General features: G+C 67.1%; 17 protein-coding genes. 11 read left to right on the top strand and 6 right to left on the bottom strand.

Annotated features, from left to right (window positions below; translation table 11 throughout):
- Positions 1-288: 288 nt before the first annotated feature.
- From BMZ18_RS19265 to BMZ18_RS02430, 3 genes are all read right to left on the bottom strand, one after another.
- Positions 289-1,380, bottom strand: a complete 1,092-nt coding sequence (locus BMZ18_RS19265; RefSeq protein WP_139203775.1) for a hypothetical protein — start codon at positions 1,378-1,380, stop codon at positions 289-291.
- Positions 1,377-1,529: a hypothetical protein gene (locus BMZ18_RS19575; protein ID WP_156511583.1), complete on the bottom strand. Its 153-nt coding sequence runs from the start codon at positions 1,527-1,529 to the stop codon at positions 1,377-1,379. Before BMZ18_RS19575 ends, BMZ18_RS19265 begins: the two co-directional genes overlap by 4 nt.
- A 761-nt stretch (positions 1,530-2,290) precedes the next feature.
- Complete coding sequence (locus BMZ18_RS02430) at positions 2,291-4,081, bottom strand: recombinase family protein (protein WP_068360485.1); 1,791 nt, start codon at positions 4,079-4,081, stop codon at positions 2,291-2,293.
- Positions 4,082-4,098: 17 nt separating this feature from the next.
- Here BMZ18_RS02430 and BMZ18_RS02425 point away from each other — a divergent pair, with 17 nt between their 5' ends.
- From BMZ18_RS02425 to BMZ18_RS02380, 10 genes are all read left to right on the top strand, one after another.
- The gene (locus BMZ18_RS02425; RefSeq protein ID WP_068360499.1) at positions 4,099-4,521 is read left to right on the top strand and encodes a VOC family protein; all 423 of its coding nucleotides are present in this window, start codon (positions 4,099-4,101) and stop codon (positions 4,519-4,521) included.
- A gap of 160 nt (positions 4,522-4,681) precedes the next feature.
- Complete coding sequence (infA, locus tag BMZ18_RS02420) at positions 4,682-4,903, top strand: translation initiation factor IF-1 (protein WP_005140011.1); 222 nt, start codon at positions 4,682-4,684, stop codon at positions 4,901-4,903.
- Positions 4,904-5,006: 103 nt separating this feature from the next.
- Positions 5,007-5,120, top strand: coding sequence for a 50S ribosomal protein L36 (rpmJ, locus tag BMZ18_RS02415; protein WP_013127970.1), 114 nt, complete (start codon positions 5,007-5,009; stop codon positions 5,118-5,120).
- Positions 5,121-5,289: 169 nt separating this feature from the next.
- Positions 5,290-5,664 carry a 30S ribosomal protein S13 gene (gene rpsM, locus BMZ18_RS02410; RefSeq protein WP_068102254.1) on the top strand — a complete coding sequence of 125 codons (375 nt, stop codon included), beginning with the start codon at positions 5,290-5,292 and terminating at the stop codon, positions 5,662-5,664.
- A complete protein-coding gene (gene rpsK, locus BMZ18_RS02405) occupies positions 5,664-6,077 on the top strand; it encodes a 30S ribosomal protein S11 (RefSeq protein ID WP_068102252.1) in 414 nt (137 codons plus the stop codon). Before rpsM ends, rpsK begins: the two co-directional genes overlap by 1 nt.
- Positions 6,078-6,097: 20 nt before the next feature.
- Positions 6,098-6,703, top strand: coding sequence for a 30S ribosomal protein S4 (gene rpsD / locus BMZ18_RS02400; RefSeq protein ID WP_068102250.1), 606 nt, complete (start codon positions 6,098-6,100; stop codon positions 6,701-6,703).
- Positions 6,704-6,820: 117 nt separating this feature from the next.
- A complete protein-coding gene (locus BMZ18_RS02395) occupies positions 6,821-7,882 on the top strand; it encodes a DNA-directed RNA polymerase subunit alpha (protein WP_068102248.1) in 1,062 nt (353 codons plus the stop codon).
- Positions 7,883-7,921: 39 nt separating this feature from the next.
- Positions 7,922-8,515 carry a 50S ribosomal protein L17 gene (rplQ, locus tag BMZ18_RS02390; protein ID WP_068102247.1) on the top strand — a complete coding sequence of 198 codons (594 nt, stop codon included), beginning with the start codon at positions 7,922-7,924 and terminating at the stop codon, positions 8,513-8,515.
- Entirely contained in the window at positions 8,516-9,415 is a 900-nt protein-coding gene (gene truA / locus BMZ18_RS02385; protein WP_068360488.1) for a tRNA pseudouridine(38-40) synthase TruA, read from the top strand.
- A gap of 10 nt (positions 9,416-9,425) precedes the next feature.
- Positions 9,426-9,944, top strand: a complete 519-nt coding sequence (locus BMZ18_RS02380) for an NADPH-dependent FMN reductase (RefSeq protein WP_068360491.1) — start codon at positions 9,426-9,428, stop codon at positions 9,942-9,944.
- 11 nt (positions 9,945-9,955) lie between these two features.
- Here the strand turns inward: BMZ18_RS02380 and BMZ18_RS02375 are convergent, their stop codons facing one another.
- On the bottom strand, positions 9,956-11,443 hold the full coding sequence (locus tag BMZ18_RS02375) for a type VII secretion protein EccE (protein ID WP_074921735.1): 1,488 nt from the start codon (positions 11,441-11,443) through the stop codon (positions 9,956-9,958).
- A 56-nt stretch (positions 11,444-11,499) separates the two neighbouring features.
- Here BMZ18_RS02375 and eccB point away from each other — a divergent pair, with 56 nt between their 5' ends.
- Positions 11,500-12,915, top strand: a complete 1,416-nt coding sequence (eccB, locus tag BMZ18_RS02370; protein WP_074921733.1) for a type VII secretion protein EccB — start codon at positions 11,500-11,502, stop codon at positions 12,913-12,915.
- Here eccB and mycP read toward each other — a convergent pair.
- Both mycP and eccD read right to left on the bottom strand, forming a co-directional pair.
- Positions 12,873-14,306 carry a type VII secretion-associated serine protease mycosin gene (gene mycP / locus BMZ18_RS02365; RefSeq protein WP_082895101.1) on the bottom strand — a complete coding sequence of 478 codons (1,434 nt, stop codon included), beginning with the start codon at positions 14,304-14,306 and terminating at the stop codon, positions 12,873-12,875. The two genes, eccB and mycP, sit on opposite strands and share 43 nt — an antisense overlap.
- Positions 14,303-15,790 carry a type VII secretion integral membrane protein EccD gene (eccD, locus tag BMZ18_RS02360; RefSeq protein WP_082895100.1) on the bottom strand — a complete coding sequence of 496 codons (1,488 nt, stop codon included), beginning with the start codon at positions 15,788-15,790 and terminating at the stop codon, positions 14,303-14,305. Before eccD ends, mycP begins: the two co-directional genes overlap by 4 nt.
- Positions 15,791-15,937 lie beyond the last annotated feature (147 nt).

Here is a 15,937-nt window from a genome sequence, read left to right as displayed (position 1 = left end):
GAACGACTCAGCCCGGCCCTTCATGGCAAGCCGGCCTATCCGTCCGTCGTTGCAATTCTAAACGCTTTCAGGATAAATTACGGGCCAGCAATCGCTACTTCATGCGGCGTTCGCGGCTGAACTTCCCGAGCCAGTGCCTCAGACTCAATTGGAAGCGTTGATTGCTGCATCCAAGCGATTGCGCTTCTGCTAGCAAATCTTCGATTGTCTCAAAGATACTGTTGATGCGGTTAGCGTGCTCGGGTACGTCATAACTGTGCGACTTGTTCCGTATCATTCGTCCTTCTGTCATGCTTTGTTCCCCCTTTCCCATTCGTCTTCGAAATACGACGAAAACTGCTTGGGTCTGATTCTCTTCGTCGTGACCGGGAAGTCGTACTCGTCTACGTTGTCTCTCAACTGGTCGCCTCTTACCTTCTGTGCAGTAGATGTGCGGTTACTTGATGAATAATCTCTCTTCACCTTAGGTAATCTCTGCACCTTCCGGCGAAAATTGCTGTCGAACTCAACCTCAGGGTCGTCGTCCAATGCTCGCTCTGTCTCCATGAAAGTCTTCAACTGTGTCGGTGTCAGACTGTGACGGTAATTCTCTAGTTCAGCCTCTTCCACCATATCAATCAACGGGTCGTTCATAATTGCATCATTCTCCTCATAGTCAACAGTACCGGAATAACCGGCCCACTTCTCAAGCATCTTCTGCCGTCTGTAAACGCGAATCATTTCTCGCTGGATACGAGTGATGTAGTAAGACATGGGATGCTCGGGTACGTGTCCAGTCAGTCGGGTCACGCTGGCTTCTTTTGCCTTGATTTCGCAGAAGATCACGAACGCTTCACCAATCGCGTCGTAGTAGTCCTCCCCGGTCCTTCCAAGACCGCGAACCATACGACCAATAGCGGGAAGGTACTCGTGACGTTGAATCCACGACTTTCCTTCGTTCTCGTCGTTCCTGTAAATCGTGATGCCAGACGCCCTAGCAGTGCGTTGCAGAGCACTCCACTTCTCTATTACTTCGCCATCTACCTCAAAAACAATTTTTCGGTTTTCTTTGATATTTTTTGACGTCTCTTCTCGCACTTCTTCTACTATAAAGACGGAACAGGATGAAACATTACTCTTATCCAAAACACTAGAATCAAATGCCTCATCAGTATGGATAGAAGATGTAGTGGGTGAGTGCTTAGAATCAGAGGTAACATAAGTATCGGTAAGGTTGTCGGGCTCGTACTGATCTTCTGGTTCTATGTATGAAGGTGTGTTCCAGTAGTAGGCGTCCTTGGCTTCATCGTCCTTGGCGTGCCAGATTTGGCTTTTGAGGTCTGAGAGCCTGCGTGGCCTCTTGGCGGCGACTACCCGCGCGTCGGTCGATGTGGCAGTCACGAAATATCACCGACCAACTTGTCGATCTGATCGGCTAGTTCGGGGAACCTGGCCTTGAGGCCGCTGACGGCCTGGTTGCGTGCGATGCGGTCGGCATCTTCATAGCAAGTGGCCTCTGAGATTGCCTGCAAATATTCGTTGTGGGTCATGTTGTTCTTCTTTCTGATAGGGAGTAACAAAAAGGCCGGTAGGGCGACTACTCCCCACCGGCCTTTCAGCAATTTCCCTATCAAAAGAAAAAGTCTATGTTGCGCCTTTCAAGGTAGTCGTCCAAGGGCTTCGTGTTCACATCAATTATAGCAAATTCGATGGTTTGAATGCAATGCGTCGGCGGCAGCCTCGGGCATCCTTGTCGATTTCTCATGATCTATATTCCGTGAATAAGAACTTGCTGTCAACAGGCAATTGCTGGCCCATAGTTCGCCCTAGGGCTTAATAACAAGCCGGCAGTAGGTGCAACTACCCCTAACGCAAAACCGCCCCGATCAGGACGACCAGGGCGGTTTTGCCACCAGTGAAACAATCAGAGACTTCTTACAGGGTAGGACCACAAGACGACTCCAATAAATCCGCCTTATCATTATAGCATTTTCATGGACGGTTCGGAGCGTCGGAATTAAAGCAAATATCAATCCATGTTTCTTGCATTTGTGCAGGTCAAACGCTATTTGCATGCCGCGTAGAAATGGTACTACGCTTTTCCCATACGAAGCGAAAGGAGGTCCAGCAAGACCAGACTGAAACCAGCAAGTACGACACAGCACGAAACGACGAAAGGCATAACCGTGCTCGCAACAACCACCTACCACGAAGGACCAGTGATGGAATATGTCCCCTGTTTACGATATCGCTCAGGCGGTAGCCCTGGCGCTTGAGACGGCTCCCAGCCTAGTGACAACTGATATTGAGTTCATGACCGATCTGCTTGTTTCCAAATTGGCTCAATAAGGCTTAGGTCAACACGTCGTGCGGGAGCGCCGTTGGTCGGCTTGATCAGCACAGCCGTCAAAAACCGCATGATGATCGCTCGCTTCTGGCTCAGGTTGGCGCTGTCGAAACCCTCGGAGAACGAACCGATGGTCTCGGTGGCGCTGACCTGGGCCTTTTTGCGTTGCAGAGCCTTGATTTTGGCGTCCTCAGCGTCTCGCATCGGTATGAAGTCCGGCAGGCTGAGAGCGCCGTCGTTCCAGGCCTGCCGCAACTCGGCTATCCGCCGTTCGAGTGCTGCAATCTCGCCGGAGTAGTCCGGTCCCACGTCCTCGGGCGGCTCAGCCCGAGAGATGTGCGCCTTGACCAGGGCAGAGACGAAATCATCGACCGGCCCCATCTGCCGCACCAGGCGTCCACAGCCCCCGAGGTTCCTCATACAAGCGTAGTGAGCCTTCCTACGCTTGCTGGCCGCTCTGCCGTACATCTTCGCTCCGCAGTGGCCGCACCTGGCGATGCCGGTCAGCAGGTACTTGTTCGTCGTGTCGACCGGCTTGCTCGGGTTCGCGGTCAGACGCTCCTGCGCGGCCTCCCACAGGTCACGCGGAACGATTGCCTCCCACGTGCCCACGCCAATCTCCCGGCCTCGGTAGAACCGCAGTCCGGCGTTGCGAGGATTTCGCAGAATCGCCCTGAGGGTTGCTCGGTGCCACTTGCCGCCACTGACTGTCGGAGTGTCCTGCCAGTCGTACAGGATCGACGTCAGCGACTCCCCTGCGACCACGCGGCGGTAGGCCTCTCGGATCATCTTGGCCTCGGACTCAATGACGTTGTAGGCACGGTCGTACCCGAACGGACGGCTCCGGCCTTGCTGCGGCAGTCCCTGTTCTGCGCGCTCCTGTGCCTTACGGGCAACTCGTCTGGCCGTGTCCCTACTGGCCTTGTTCGCCACGTTCACGAGCGTGCGAGCCATGAAGATGCCGTCGCCGGTAGACAGGTTGACCTCGCCGGTAACCACCTTGTTCGGCACCTTGCGCCGGTCGATGACGTCGATCAGGTCTTCGAGGTCTCTGGGCTGACGCGCCAGGCGGTCCAGGTCATAGCAGATCAATCCGTCTCGCTCGCCGGATCGCAGATCGTTCAGCAGGGCGGCCCACTCGGGCCGGACCTTGCTCTTGTAGGCACTGACGCTGTTGTCCTCGTAGACCTTCTTGACGAACGAGCTGATCAGTCGCTTGTTCAACCCGGACAGGTTGGCGCCGCCGGGGATGCCGGCGGACAGCATCTTCCCGACGTTGCCGGTACGGCCGAGACTGCGTTGGACGATCTCCTTGCCGGAATCCCCGAGCGCGACGGCCAGGACGAGGGCCTTGCGACGTTCGTGGTCCGTCACCGAGATCCCGTGGACCGACGCTACGGAGAGGGTGAGCAGTGCCGCGGCTTCGAGGAAGAACGCGGTCTCACCGCCGATCGCGGCGATCGAGGCCACGGTGCCCACGCCGGGGATCGCGGCCGTCGCCCCGGCGGCGCCCCCGCTCGACGTCACCGCGGTGAGGAACATCTTCTCCAGGCGCGCGACGATCTGCTCGGGCGACTCCTCGGGGTGCGCACGCCGCAGACGCCACACGTACTTCTCGACGGCCGGGGCCTGGAGCCGGCTCCCGTTGTCGAGGACCAACGACACCGCCCGCTCGACCCGGCCCGGCTGCTCACCCATCGACCACGCCCATCGATCATGCTCCGTCTCGTTCCGCACTTCCGTCACCGTCGACACCGTTCTACCGTGAGGTGGTGACATCGACGACACGTCCCGGCTTCGCGACGTGGCCGGCCCTGCGTTACCGGGACGCTCGCGCCGCCATCGCCTTCCTGACCGACGTCCTCGGATTCGAGGCCGTCGCGGTGTACGGCGAAGGCGACCGCGTCGACCACGCGGAGCTCCGGTGGACCGGGTCGGGGGGAGCGCCCGGCGGGGTCATGCTCGGTTCGGTGCGCGAGGACAGCGTCATCGCCGGCCTGCCGGCCGGGATCGGCGCCGTCTATCTCGCGGTGGACGACGACGCGATCGAGGCGATCTTCGACCGCGCTCGGCAGTCGGCGGGGCGCGTCGTCGAGGCCTTGCGCGACGAGGATCACGGCGGGCGCGGGTTCACCGTGCTCGATCCGGAGGGCGTGTACTGGTCCGTCGGGACCTACGCGGGACACTCGGGCTGACGGTTCGCATCGACCGGCCGCCGGGTGGCGCGGTTCGGACGCATTTGGTAGGCCCGTCGAGGACCCGGTAGTATCGAACGTCGGTGCGCTCACGCGTGCCTGCATGAGTCGGTGACGACGAAGTCAATTCTAGGTGTGACACGCCAGGATCGCGGAGGACATGGCAAAGAAGGACGGCGCAATCGAGGTCGAGGGTCGAGTGGTCGAGCCCCTGCCGAATGCGATGTTTCGCATCGAGCTGGAGAACGGTCACAAGGTGCTCGCTCACATCAGCGGCAAGATGCGGCAGCACTACATCCGCATCCTCCCCGAGGATCGCGTCGTGGTCGAGCTCTCCCCGTACGACCTGACGCGTGGACGAATCGTCTACCGCTACAAGTAACAGCAGTCCCCGGTTCCTTGTGGGCCGGGGATCAACCATGTCCGAAGCTCGTCACCGGCTCGCCGGTCACGGGGGCCGGGCACGACCAGGAGATCGAACAGACGTGAAGGTCAACCCGAGCGTCAAGCCGATCTGCGAGAAGTGCAAAGTGATCCGCCGCAACGGCCGGGTCATGGTCATCTGCGACAACCTGCGCCACAAGCAGCGTCAGGGCTGATCGACCCTCTCTCGAAGATCTACTTGGCACCACCGCCAGAAGAAGACCTCCCAGCACCAGCCACCCACACGCGGGTGGTGCACCCTCGGCCGCGGAGGCCGGGGCCCCGAGCACACACGTATGGGGACGGACCGGGAGCAGACCTCCGCACGAATGAAGGAACCGCCACATGGCACGTCTAGCCGGTGTGGATCTTCCGCGCGAGAAGCGCATGGAGATCGCACTCACCTACATCTACGGCATCGGCCGTACCCGGTCGCACGAGATCCTCGCGGCCACCGGCGTCAGCCCGGACCTGCGCAGCAAGGACCTCACCGACGAGGACCTGACCAAGCTCCGCGAGTACATCGAGGAGTCGCTCAAGGTCGAGGGCGACCTGCGCCGTGAGGTGCAGGCCGACATCCGACGCAAGATCGAGATCGGCTGCTACCAGGGCCTTCGCCACCGTCGTGGTCTGCCCGTCCGTGGACAGCGCACGAAGACCAATGCGCGCACCCGCAAGGGACCGAAGCGCACCATTGCCGGCAAGAAGAAGGCGAAGTAATGCCCCCGAAGTCACGCACCTCCGGTCCGAAGAAGACCCAGAAGACGCGCCGCAGGGACAAGAAGAACGTTCCGCACGGCAGCGCGCACATCAAGAGCACGTTCAACAACACGATCGTGTCGATCACAGATCCGAGTGGCAACGTCATCTCGTGGGCGTCGTCGGGTCACGTGGGCTTCAAGGGCTCGCGCAAGTCGACTCCGTTCGCTGCTCAGCTCGCGGCCGAGAACGCTGCGCGCAAGGCGCAGGAGCACGGCGTGAAGAAGGTCGACGTGTTCGTGAAGGGTCCCGGCTCCGGCCGCGAGACCGCGATCCGTTCGCTCCAGGCGGCAGGCCTCGAGGTCGGCACCATCTCCGATGTCACCCCCCAGCCGCACAACGGCTGCCGTCCGCCCAAGCGCCGTCGCGTCTAGCGGGAAGGAAGTAACAGAACATGGCTCGTTATACCGGACCCATCACCCGCAAGTCGCGTCGTCTGCGCGTCGACCTCGTCGGAGGCGACCAGGCCTTCGAGCGTCGCCCCTACCCGCCCGGCCAGCACGGCCGCGCGCGGATCAAGGAGAGCGAGTACCTGCTCCAGCTGCAGGAGAAGCAGAAGGCACGCTTCACCTACGGCGTCATGGAGAAGCAGTTCTCCCTGTATTACAAGGAAGCCAACCGCCTCAAGGGCAAGACGGGTGAGAACCTGCTGCGCATCCTCGAGACGCGTCTGGACAACGTCGTCTACCGTGCGGGCCTCGCCCGGACGCGTCGGCAGGCACGCCAGCTGGTCACGCACGGCCACTTCTTGGTCAACAACAAGAAGGTCGACATCCCCAGCTACCGCGTCTCGCAGTACGACATCATCGACGTCCGCGAGAAGTCGCTGAGCACCCTCCCGTTCCAGATCGCCCGTGAGACCTACGGCGAGCGTCCGGTTCCGGGATGGCTGCAGGTCGTGCCGAACCGCCTCCGCATCCTGGTCCACCAGGAGCCCGAGCGCGCGCAGATCGACATCCCGCTGCAGGAGCAGCTCATCGTCGAGTACTACTCGAAGTAAGACGTGCCCGCCCTGTGAGCCTTGCGCGCATCCCCGTGATGCGCGCAAGGCTCGCAGGCGGTTCGTCGCCCCCACCACGAGCGTCATATAGCGGACGCTCATCCCAGGAGGACATCAATGCTCATTTCTCAGCGACCCACGCTGACCGAAGAGGTCATCGCTGACAACCGCTCGAAGTTCGTCATCGAGCCCCTCGAGCCTGGCTTCGGGTACACCCTCGGCAATTCGCTCCGCCGCACCCTGCTCTCGTCGATCCCCGGCGCCGCTGTCACCAGCATCCGCATCGACGGCGTCCTGCACGAGTTCACCACCGTCCCCGGGGTGAAGGAAGACGTCACCGACATCATCCTGAACCTCAAGGGACTCGTCGTGAGCTCCGACGAGGACGAGCCGGTCACCATGTACGTCCGCAAGCAGGGCCCGGGCACCGTCACCGCCGGCGACATCGTGCCGCCGGCCGGCGTCACCGTGAACAACCCGGACCTGCACATCGCGACCCTCAACGACAAGGGCAAGCTCGAGATCGAGCTCGTCGTCGAGCGGGGCCGCGGCTACGTGCCGGCCGTGCAGAACAAGGCCTCGGGCGCCGAGATCGGCCGTATCCCGGTCGACTCGATCTACTCGCCCGTGCTCAAGGTGACCTACAAGGTGGAGGCCACTCGCGTCGAGCAGCGCACCGACTTCGATCGGCTCGTGCTGGACGTCGAGACCAAGAACTCCATCACCGCTCGGGACGCGCTCGCTTCGGCGGGCAAGACCCTGGTCGAGCTGTTCGGGCTGGCCCGTGAGCTCAACGTCGAAGCAGAAGGCATCGAGATCGGACCCTCGCCCGCCGAGGCCGACCACATCGCCTCCTTCGGTCTGCCGATCGAGGACCTGGACCTCACGGTCCGGTCCTACAACTGCCTCAAGCGCGAGGGTGTGCACACCGTCGGCGAGCTGGTCGGTCGCACCGAGTCGGACCTGCTGGATATCCGCAACTTCGGACAGAAGTCCATCGACGAGGTCAAGGTCAAGCTGCACTCGCTCGGCCTCTCGCTCAAGGACAGCCCGGCGACCTTCGATCCCAGCACCGTTGCCGGGTACGACGCCGCCACCGGAACCTGGAGCGACACCGACGGCAGCGTGAGCGACGCCGACGGAGCCGAGCAGGACTACGCCGAGACCGAACAGCTCTGACGCGCACGCGTTCCGAGCACCTGATCAGGAGAATTTGACATGCCCAAGCCCACCAAGGGTCGCCGTCTCGGCGGTTCGGCATCGCACCAGAAGGCGATCCTGGCCAACTTGGCCACGGCGCTCTTCGAGCACGGCCGCATCACCACCACCGAGTCGAAGGCCAAGCGCCTGCGTCCGTACGCGGAGAAGATCATCACCCACGCCAAGGCCGGCACGCTGGCTCACCGTCGTGAGGTCATGAAGGACATCCGCAACAAGGACGTCGTCCACACGCTGTTCGCCGAGATCGGCCCGCACTTCGCGGAGCGCAACGGCGGCTACACCCGCATCATCAAGACCGTCCCCCGCAAGGGTGACAACGCCCCGCAGGCCATCATCGAGCTCGTCCGCGAGCAGACGGTGTCCTCCGAGGCCGATCGCGCTCGTCGCGTGCAGGCATCGCAGGCCGCTCCGGCTGCTGCCGCCACCAACGACGAGACCGCTGCCGACGAGGCCGCTGCCGAGCAGAACGTCGTGGAGGCCGTCGAGGCCGACGCGACCGACGCTCAGGTCGAGAACGCCGACGCGGTCATCGAGGGTGTCGAGGCGGAGGACGCCCACGCGTCCAACGCCGACGAGGCCGACAAGAAGTAAGTGTCCTTTCCGGACTCCGCGTACGAGCCCGCCACCGATTCCGGTGGCGGGCTCGTCCGTTTGCGCCTGGACATCGCCTACGACGGAACAGGTTTCGCGGGGTGGGCCACCCAGCGTGATCAGCGCACGGTGTGCGGGGTGCTCGAGGACAAGCTGAGCACCGTCGTCGGGCAGCCCGTCCGCTTGGTCGTCGCCGGCCGCACCGACGCCGGCGTCCACGCCGAGGGGCAGGTCGCGCATCTCGATCTGCCGCGGGAGGCGTTGCTGCGCATCGATTCCCATCGCCCCGGGGTGGCGCCCGACCTCGGGGTGCTGGTGCGGCGTCTGTCGCGCTTCCTGCCGCCGGACGTCCGGGTCACGGGCGTGACCGAGGTGTCGAAGGACTTCGACGCCCGGTTCTCCGCGCTCCGACGCCACTACGAGTACCGGTTGTCGACGGCGCGGTTCGGTGTGTCGCCGATGCGCCGGGGCTTCGTGGTCGGGTGGCCGCGGTCGGTGGACGTGGCGGCGATGAACGATGCGTCGGCGAGAATGCTCGGCCTGCGCGACTTCGCCGCGTTCTGCCGGCGGCGCGACGGGGCGACGACGATCCGCGATCTGCAACGCTTCGAGTGGGTGCAGGACGGTGACGAGTTGACGGCGTTCGTCAGTGCGGACGCCTTCTGTTGGTCCATGGTGCGGTCTCTCGTGGGCGCGGTGCTCGCGGTCGGTGAGGGTCGACGCGCGGTGACGTGGCCGGCGTCGCTGCTCGCGGAGTCGGACCGGTCCAGTGCGATCACGGTGGCTCCCGCGCACGGGTTGTCGCTCGTGCGTGTGGACTATCCGGCGGCGTCCGAGCTGGCGGAGCGTAATGCGACCACGCGGGCGGTGCGGCCGTCGGCGCCCGGGTGCTGCGGATAGGGTCCGGGTCATGGCTCCGGTTCTCGGCGTGATCGTCGGCAGCGTCCGTGCGGGACGGGTTGGCCCGACGGTGGCGCGGTGGTTCGTCCGGCACGCGGAAGCGGACGGGCGCTTCGAGGTTCGCGTGCTCGATCTCGTGGAGGTGGTTCTGCCGCTGGATCTGTCGGGTGGTGACGGGCCCGACGCGGTCGCGGCGTGGGCGGGGGAGTGCGACGCGTTCGTGCTGGTGACCCCGGAGTACAACCACGGCTATCCGGCGTCGCTGAAGCTGGCGCTCGATTCGGTGAAGTACGAGTGGCGCGGCAAGCCGGTGGGGTTCGTGTCCTACGGCGGGATGGCCGGTGGTGTGCGTGCGGTGGAGCAGCTCCGGCAGGTGGTGGCCGAGTTGCACATGGTGTCGGTGCGCGACGCCGTGTCCTTCGTGCGGGTCAAGCGAGCGTTCGATGCCGACGGGGCCACTCCGGACGAGGTGGCCCCCGATGCTGCCAACCGGATGTTGGGACAACTGGCCACCTGGGCCGGGCGGTAGTCGCCCGCGCGTCACCAGGCCGACCGGCCGATCACCTCGGTTTCCGCGGCCGTGGACATCAGGCGCAGCGTCGTCGTGCGGGTGCCGACGCGGCATCGGACGCGGTCGGATCCTCCCTCCTGTACCAGGGCGATGTCCGCGACGTCGTCGTCGCCGGTCGTGGTGAGGACGCAGGTGCGGTCGTCCGGTCCGTCGGCGCCCGCGTGATCGCGCACCAGCAGGTCCGTTCCCGCGTCCGGCGCCTGGTGTGGCGCTCGGACCGACAACCGAGTCGTGTCGCCGGCGGCGGCGATCACGGACCCCCACACCGCGGGGCGGTCGGTGAGTACGACGACGCGGGCGCCCGTGGCCACGGCGCGCCACACGAGCTGGAACAGCACGAACGTGTCGACCGCGACGGCGACACGGCGCACTCCCGGTCCCCACAGACGAACGGTCACGCCGCGCCCGTCGTCCTGCACCCCGATCAGCTGTCCGCAGCCGGCCACGGGAACGGTGACGGTGTCCAGCGCGTCCGGGTGCAGCGCGCGCAGTCGCGCGGGGCGTCGCCCGTGTCCGGGACCGACTCCGCGCGCGGGCACTCGGGCTCGGGGTGTGCCCGGCATGCTGCGAACCTCGGCGTCGGAGCCGACGAGCAGACAGCCGCGAGGTGACGACCCGGCGGAGGTGAGCCACCACGACGCGGCGTCGGCCTGCGCGACGGCGGTGGTCGCGGTGCGCTCCGTGCGGCGTCGAATCGGTGCGGTCCACCACCGCAACGGCACGGACGCGACATCGAAGTGATCGAGGTCGTCGACGTCGAGCGGTCGGAATCCGACGTGGTGCTCCGCCGCCACCTGCTCGAGTCGGCCAAGGTGGAGACCCAGTACGGCCGCGAGGCCGGCCGACCCGCCCCCACGACGGGCGATGGCCGGTGCCGCGTGCGCCACGTCGAGGACCAGGGTCAAACGCGTCGTTCGCCCGGCGACGGCGCCGGCAGCGCTCGTGATCGGGAGGTACGTCGCGCCGGGCCGGGTCGTGGGGTCGGGGCGACGGGCGACGGTGTCGAGCACGAGGTCGACGGGGGCCTCGTCCCCGTCGATGGTGCGAGACAGGAACGCGGACACGGGGACCGCGAGGTCCGGCTCGGCGGTGTCGCCGTCCAGGACGGTCCACCCTTCGGCGCGGGTGGGTGCCAGATCCACCGTTACGGACGCCGTCCCGCCGTCCCAGACGACGGCCGTCGGCCGCCCGCCGACGTTCAGGGACAGCGTGGTCGCGGTCCGCGCCCGCGACCATGGAGGCATCATCGTGGCCAGGACGACCAGGACTGCGGCGGTGACCGCCGCGCCGACGGTGAACGCAGCCCAGGTCGGTGCGCCGATCGAGGCCGAGCCGAGGCCGACGAGGGTGCCCACCGCAGTCGCCGCCGTCACCCGCGCGTGGTCGGTCGGTCGAGCATCGGTCGCCCCGGCGGCGTCGTCGGCGGCCGGTGAGCCGATGTACTGTGCCCTCAACACGGACGGCCTCGGGGGGCGTCCGCGGGCGGCCGGGGGGCCGGTGAGGTGGGGGAACGATGGGACGAGAGCCGGTCACGAAGTGGCAGGTCGGGGCGCACCGGTTCGCGACACGACGAGTCGATGTCGCTCTCGTGCACGGTGATCCGACGATGCGTCACGATCCGCTGCGCGCGTCGTCGCGCGCCACGGCCGTGGGAGCGGTGGTCGCGGTGCTCGTGCTCGCGGGGTGCGCGATCCTCGCCTTCCTCCGCCCGGCGCCCACCATCGGTGACGCCGACATCGTGCGGGACGACGACACGGGGGCGCTCTACGTCGTGCTCGACGGAGTGCTGCATCCCACGTCGGGCCTCGCGTCCGCGCGCCTGATCGTCGGTCGGCCGGACGACCCCGTGGGGGTCCCCACCGAGCGCATCGCCGAGCGCCCGCGCGGGGCGGCCGTCGGCATCGTCGACGCCCCGCATTCCATCGCGGTGCGCACCGATGCCACCGTGTGGTCCGTGTGCGACCGCGGCGCGACGTCGAGCGAGGCAGGAGCGACCACGGTCGGGGTGACGTCCGATCCGACCGATCCGAACACGCCCGGTCCCCGGCAGTCCGGCGGGGCGGTGCTCTGGCAACGCGACGGGATCACCTACCTCCTGCACGACGGCGTCCGGTCCCGCCTCGACCCGGCGGACACCGTGCTGATGCGCGCGCTCGGACTCGACGATGCGCTGCCCGTGCGCGTGTCCGCAGCGCTGCTGGATTCCGTGCCCGAGTCGCGGCCACTCGAGGTTCCCCGCATCGACGGCGTCGGCACGCCGGTGGCGTATGCGTTGGGCGACCGACGCGTCGGCTCGGTGGTCACGGTCGATCTCGGTGATCGCAGCCGGCACTACGTGGCGCTCGCCGACGGGATCCAGGCGGTCGGCTCGGCGGTGGCGCAGGTCCTGCGCTTCTCGGATTCCGCGGGACGCGTCGGACTCGACGCCATCGCTCCGGACGTCATCGCGCGGGCACCGCGAACGGAGCGCCCGTTGGACGTATCGGCCTTCCCCGAGGCTCCGCCGCAACTCGCTGCCGTCGGGAACGTGTGCGCCGCATGGTCCTCGCCTGCGGCCGGTCCGGTCGTCGTCACCACGGGGGACGACGTTCCGGCGGGTCGCCACGACGCGGTGGTGCAGCCGGGAGCCGACGGCGGCGGAGATGCCGTCGATCGGGTCGACATCGACGCCGGGGCCGGTGTCTTCGTGATCGCCACCGATCCCTTGGTCGCGGAGACCAGGCGCGACGGCCGGTTCTACGTGTCGGACACCGGGGTTCGATACGGCGTGCCGACGGACGACGATGCGTCGGCTCTGGGCCTCGGCGAACCCGTACCCGTGCCGTGGTCCATGATCGCGCGGCTCCCGGCGGGTCCCACTCTCGACGCGGATGCGGCTCGACGCACTCACGACGGACCTCCGCTCGAGGCGGCGTCCCCGGGTCGCTGACGCCGGAGGGCGTCCGGGGGTCGCTGACGCCGGAGGGCGTCTCCGGGCCGCTGACGCCGGAGGGCGCGCAGTGCGGAGACGAGGGCGACGAGGAGGGCGCAGGCTCCGGCCGCGGACACGGCGAGGACAGCCGCTCGACGGTCGGGCGGTGGATCCACCGAGACGGCGGGGAGCGGCCGGGACGCGGCCTGGCGTGTCGCGTCCGTCGCGGTGGACGTCACCGCCGCGACCGGGTCGAGCGTGCCGTACCCGACCGCGGTGTCGACCCCGCCGGCCGGTGCATGTGCCGTGCGGACGATGCGGTCGATCACCTCCGGGGCGGTGAGCGACGGGAAACGCGACCGCACGAGGGCGGCCGTCGCGGAGGCGAACGGTGCCGCGAAACTGGTGCCGTCGAACGGCAGGACCCGCCCGTCGGCGTCGATCGTGCCGGTGGCCAATCCACGTCCTGTGGGGGAGAGCGAGACGATGCCGGTGCCGGGGGCCGCGACATCCACCCAAGGGCCACCCAGGGTGAAGGCGGACGGACGACCGTCCGGGTCCACCGACGCGACGGTGAGCACGTAGTCGTCGAACCAGGCAGGCGAGGCGACGGTGCGCACCGGAGCGTCGTCCGCCTGTGGGCCGCGGACCACGTCGTTCCGGTCGCGACACCGGCGGCCGTCGAGGTTGCCCGCCGCCGCGACCACGACGACATTCTTCTCCACGGCGGCGTACCGCACGGCGGCGCCCAGGGCCGAGTCGCCCAGCGGTGATCCTGCACGCGCACAGGCGACTTCGGAGATGTTCACGACCGTGGCACCGGCGTCGGCGGCGGCCACCACGGCGCGGGCCATCGTGTCCACGTTGCCGTAACCGCTGGACGTCGATCCGTCCTCGGCGTCGGGTTCCGAGCGCACGGCGGCGAAGGCGGAGCTCGATTGACGAATGGAGAGCACTCGGGCGTCCGGCGCCCCGCCCGCGAATCCGGACGACGCGTCGTCGCGCGCCGCGATCAGGCCGGCCACGACGGTGCCGTGCGCGTCGCAGTCCTGTGTGCCGTCACCGGTGGCATCGACGTAATCGCCACCGGCGCGCAGACCGGGCAACGACGGATGACGCGCGACCCCGGTGTCGATGACGGCCACGAGCTGGCCCGCGCCGCGGGTCAGGTGCCACACGTCCGCGAACCGGAGGTCACGCTGGGCGGGCGGCGGAACCGTGGGAAACTCCGCCTCCGCAACCGTCGCACACGCAGTTCGCTGCTCGGTCGGCTCATCGGGGCCGATCGGGTCCGCGGTCGGCAGCGCCCGCGGATCGACGGGGGGCGTTGCCGCCGCCGTCGGGGCGGCGGTCAGCACGGTCACCAGGGCGGCCGCCAGGACGGCCCGTTGTCGACCACGGGTAGTCACAGGCCGCGCACCGCAGACAGGGCCCCGACGATCCAGACCGTCAGGGGCACCAGCGCTCCCGTCGCGGCGTACTCGGCCCAATCTGCCGCTCGTCGTACCGGCGGTGAGAACCGTCGTCGGGGCGCGACCAGCCCCCAGAGCACGAGAGCGGCGGCGACGGGCGCTGTCACGCCGAGCCACACGAGGGCGAGCTCCGGACGCAGGATCACACCGACCACGCACACCGCCGGCGCGACGCAGGCGCCGCACACGGCCGTGACTGCGGCACGGGTGCGGTCGCCGTGTCCACGGCTCTGCGCACAGAACACCGCGCCGACGAGGGCGGCGAAAGTGATTCGGGCCGCGTCGATGTCGCGGCCGAGGTCTGCTGTCGCCGTGATCACCGCCGCGGTGGTGGCCGCCAGGGACAGCGCGGTGACATACCCGGTGAGGTAGGCGCGTGCTGCGGCGGCGCGAGCGGCGACGAGGTCGATGTCGGTGTCGACGGTCGCGGTGGCCGCGGCTCGGGTGGCGGGGGTGTGGCGGTGCACGACGCGCCCCGAGCTGCCGACGGGTCCCGCGGCGTCACCGAGCGGAACCGGGGGAATACGAATGCCCGCCCGGGTCGCCGCGAGACGTGGGGCGCGGGTGACGGCGACCGTGCACACCAGCGCGGTCACGGCCGCGACGGACGCCGCCGGAAACGATGTGAACGCGACGACGGCACCGACGACCGTTCCGATCACGGCCACGGTGGTGACCGTCGTGAAGGTCGCCCGTCCCACCGGACCCGCGGCCACGGCGGTCAGGACGCACACGGTGACCACCGCCGCGAAGCCCAGGACGGCGTCGGCACCGAGATCGCGACCGGGGACGGCGGCGGCTCCCGCGCCGAAGGCGAGCAGACACGCCGACCCCCGGGCACAACAGATCAGGCCCGGGTCCCTGGACATCGTGGCGCAGACGTGGGCGGCGATCGTGGTGAGAACGGCGATCGCGACTCCCAGCGCGATCAGGGCGACACCGTCGCCGACGGCCACCACACTCGCCGCCGCGGCCGCCAGTACGGCCCCGATCGGTCCCGTCACTGCGGCGGGCCGCGGCGCCCGATCCGCGCGGAGATGCGCCGAGACCGCGGCTGCGACATCGTCCACCACCGGAGCGGAGATCGTGTCGGCCCGGCGCAGCACGAGCACGTCCCCGTCTCGAATACCGTTGTCCGACAACGACGACGACCGGTCCAGACGCCGACCCGACAGGGTCCACAACTCGTGGGCCGCGGGCGCGCCCAGCACATGCCGCGACGGGCCCTCGTCCGGTGGGGAACCTGTCGGGCGCACGATGTCGAGCACCGCGGGGATCACCGCGGCCACCGCCAGACCTGCGGGCATGCTCACGTCCGCTTCGACACCGAGCCCCACCACCGTCGTCCTGACGGAGTGGTGCTGGACAGCTGCCGCGCCTGGCACCCGCGCGATCGTTTCCGTGCCGTGTTCCCCACTCATCGACCTGTCCCCCCGAACGGTCTCGTTTCCCGGGCGACCCGAACCCGCCCGCCGGAACCCGACAGCACTATAGGACACGGCTCGGACACGGTCCGAGTGGTCGGTTCGGGGCCGTCGAACGATCCCCGGGTCCGCGACGATCACCGA

The sequence above is a fragment of the Rhodococcoides kroppenstedtii genome, from assembly GCF_900111805.1.
Lineage (GTDB): Bacteria > Actinomycetota > Actinomycetes > Mycobacteriales > Mycobacteriaceae > Rhodococcoides > Rhodococcoides kroppenstedtii.
This window is presented reverse-complemented; position numbering and strand designations above follow the sequence as displayed.

Coding starts and splice junctions, on each gene's coding strand:
- BMZ18_RS19575 (WP_156511583.1), bottom strand. CDS start 1,529: ATGACCCACAACGAATATTTGCAGGCAATCTCAGAGGCCACTTGCTAT.
- infA (WP_005140011.1), top strand. CDS start 4,682: ATGGCAAAGAAGGACGGCGCAATCGAGGTCGAGGGTCGAGTGGTCGAG.
- rpsM (WP_068102254.1), top strand. CDS start 5,290: ATGGCACGTCTAGCCGGTGTGGATCTTCCGCGCGAGAAGCGCATGGAG.
- rpsK (WP_068102252.1), top strand. CDS start 5,664: ATGCCCCCGAAGTCACGCACCTCCGGTCCGAAGAAGACCCAGAAGACG.
- rpsD (WP_068102250.1), top strand. CDS start 6,098: ATGGCTCGTTATACCGGACCCATCACCCGCAAGTCGCGTCGTCTGCGC.
- BMZ18_RS02395 (WP_068102248.1), top strand. CDS start 6,821: ATGCTCATTTCTCAGCGACCCACGCTGACCGAAGAGGTCATCGCTGAC.
- rplQ (WP_068102247.1), top strand. CDS start 7,922: ATGCCCAAGCCCACCAAGGGTCGCCGTCTCGGCGGTTCGGCATCGCAC.
- BMZ18_RS02380 (WP_068360491.1), top strand. CDS start 9,426: ATGGCTCCGGTTCTCGGCGTGATCGTCGGCAGCGTCCGTGCGGGACGG.
- eccB (WP_074921733.1), top strand. CDS start 11,500: ATGGGACGAGAGCCGGTCACGAAGTGGCAGGTCGGGGCGCACCGGTTC.
- eccD (WP_082895100.1), bottom strand. CDS start 15,790: ATGAGTGGGGAACACGGCACGGAAACGATCGCGCGGGTGCCAGGCGCG.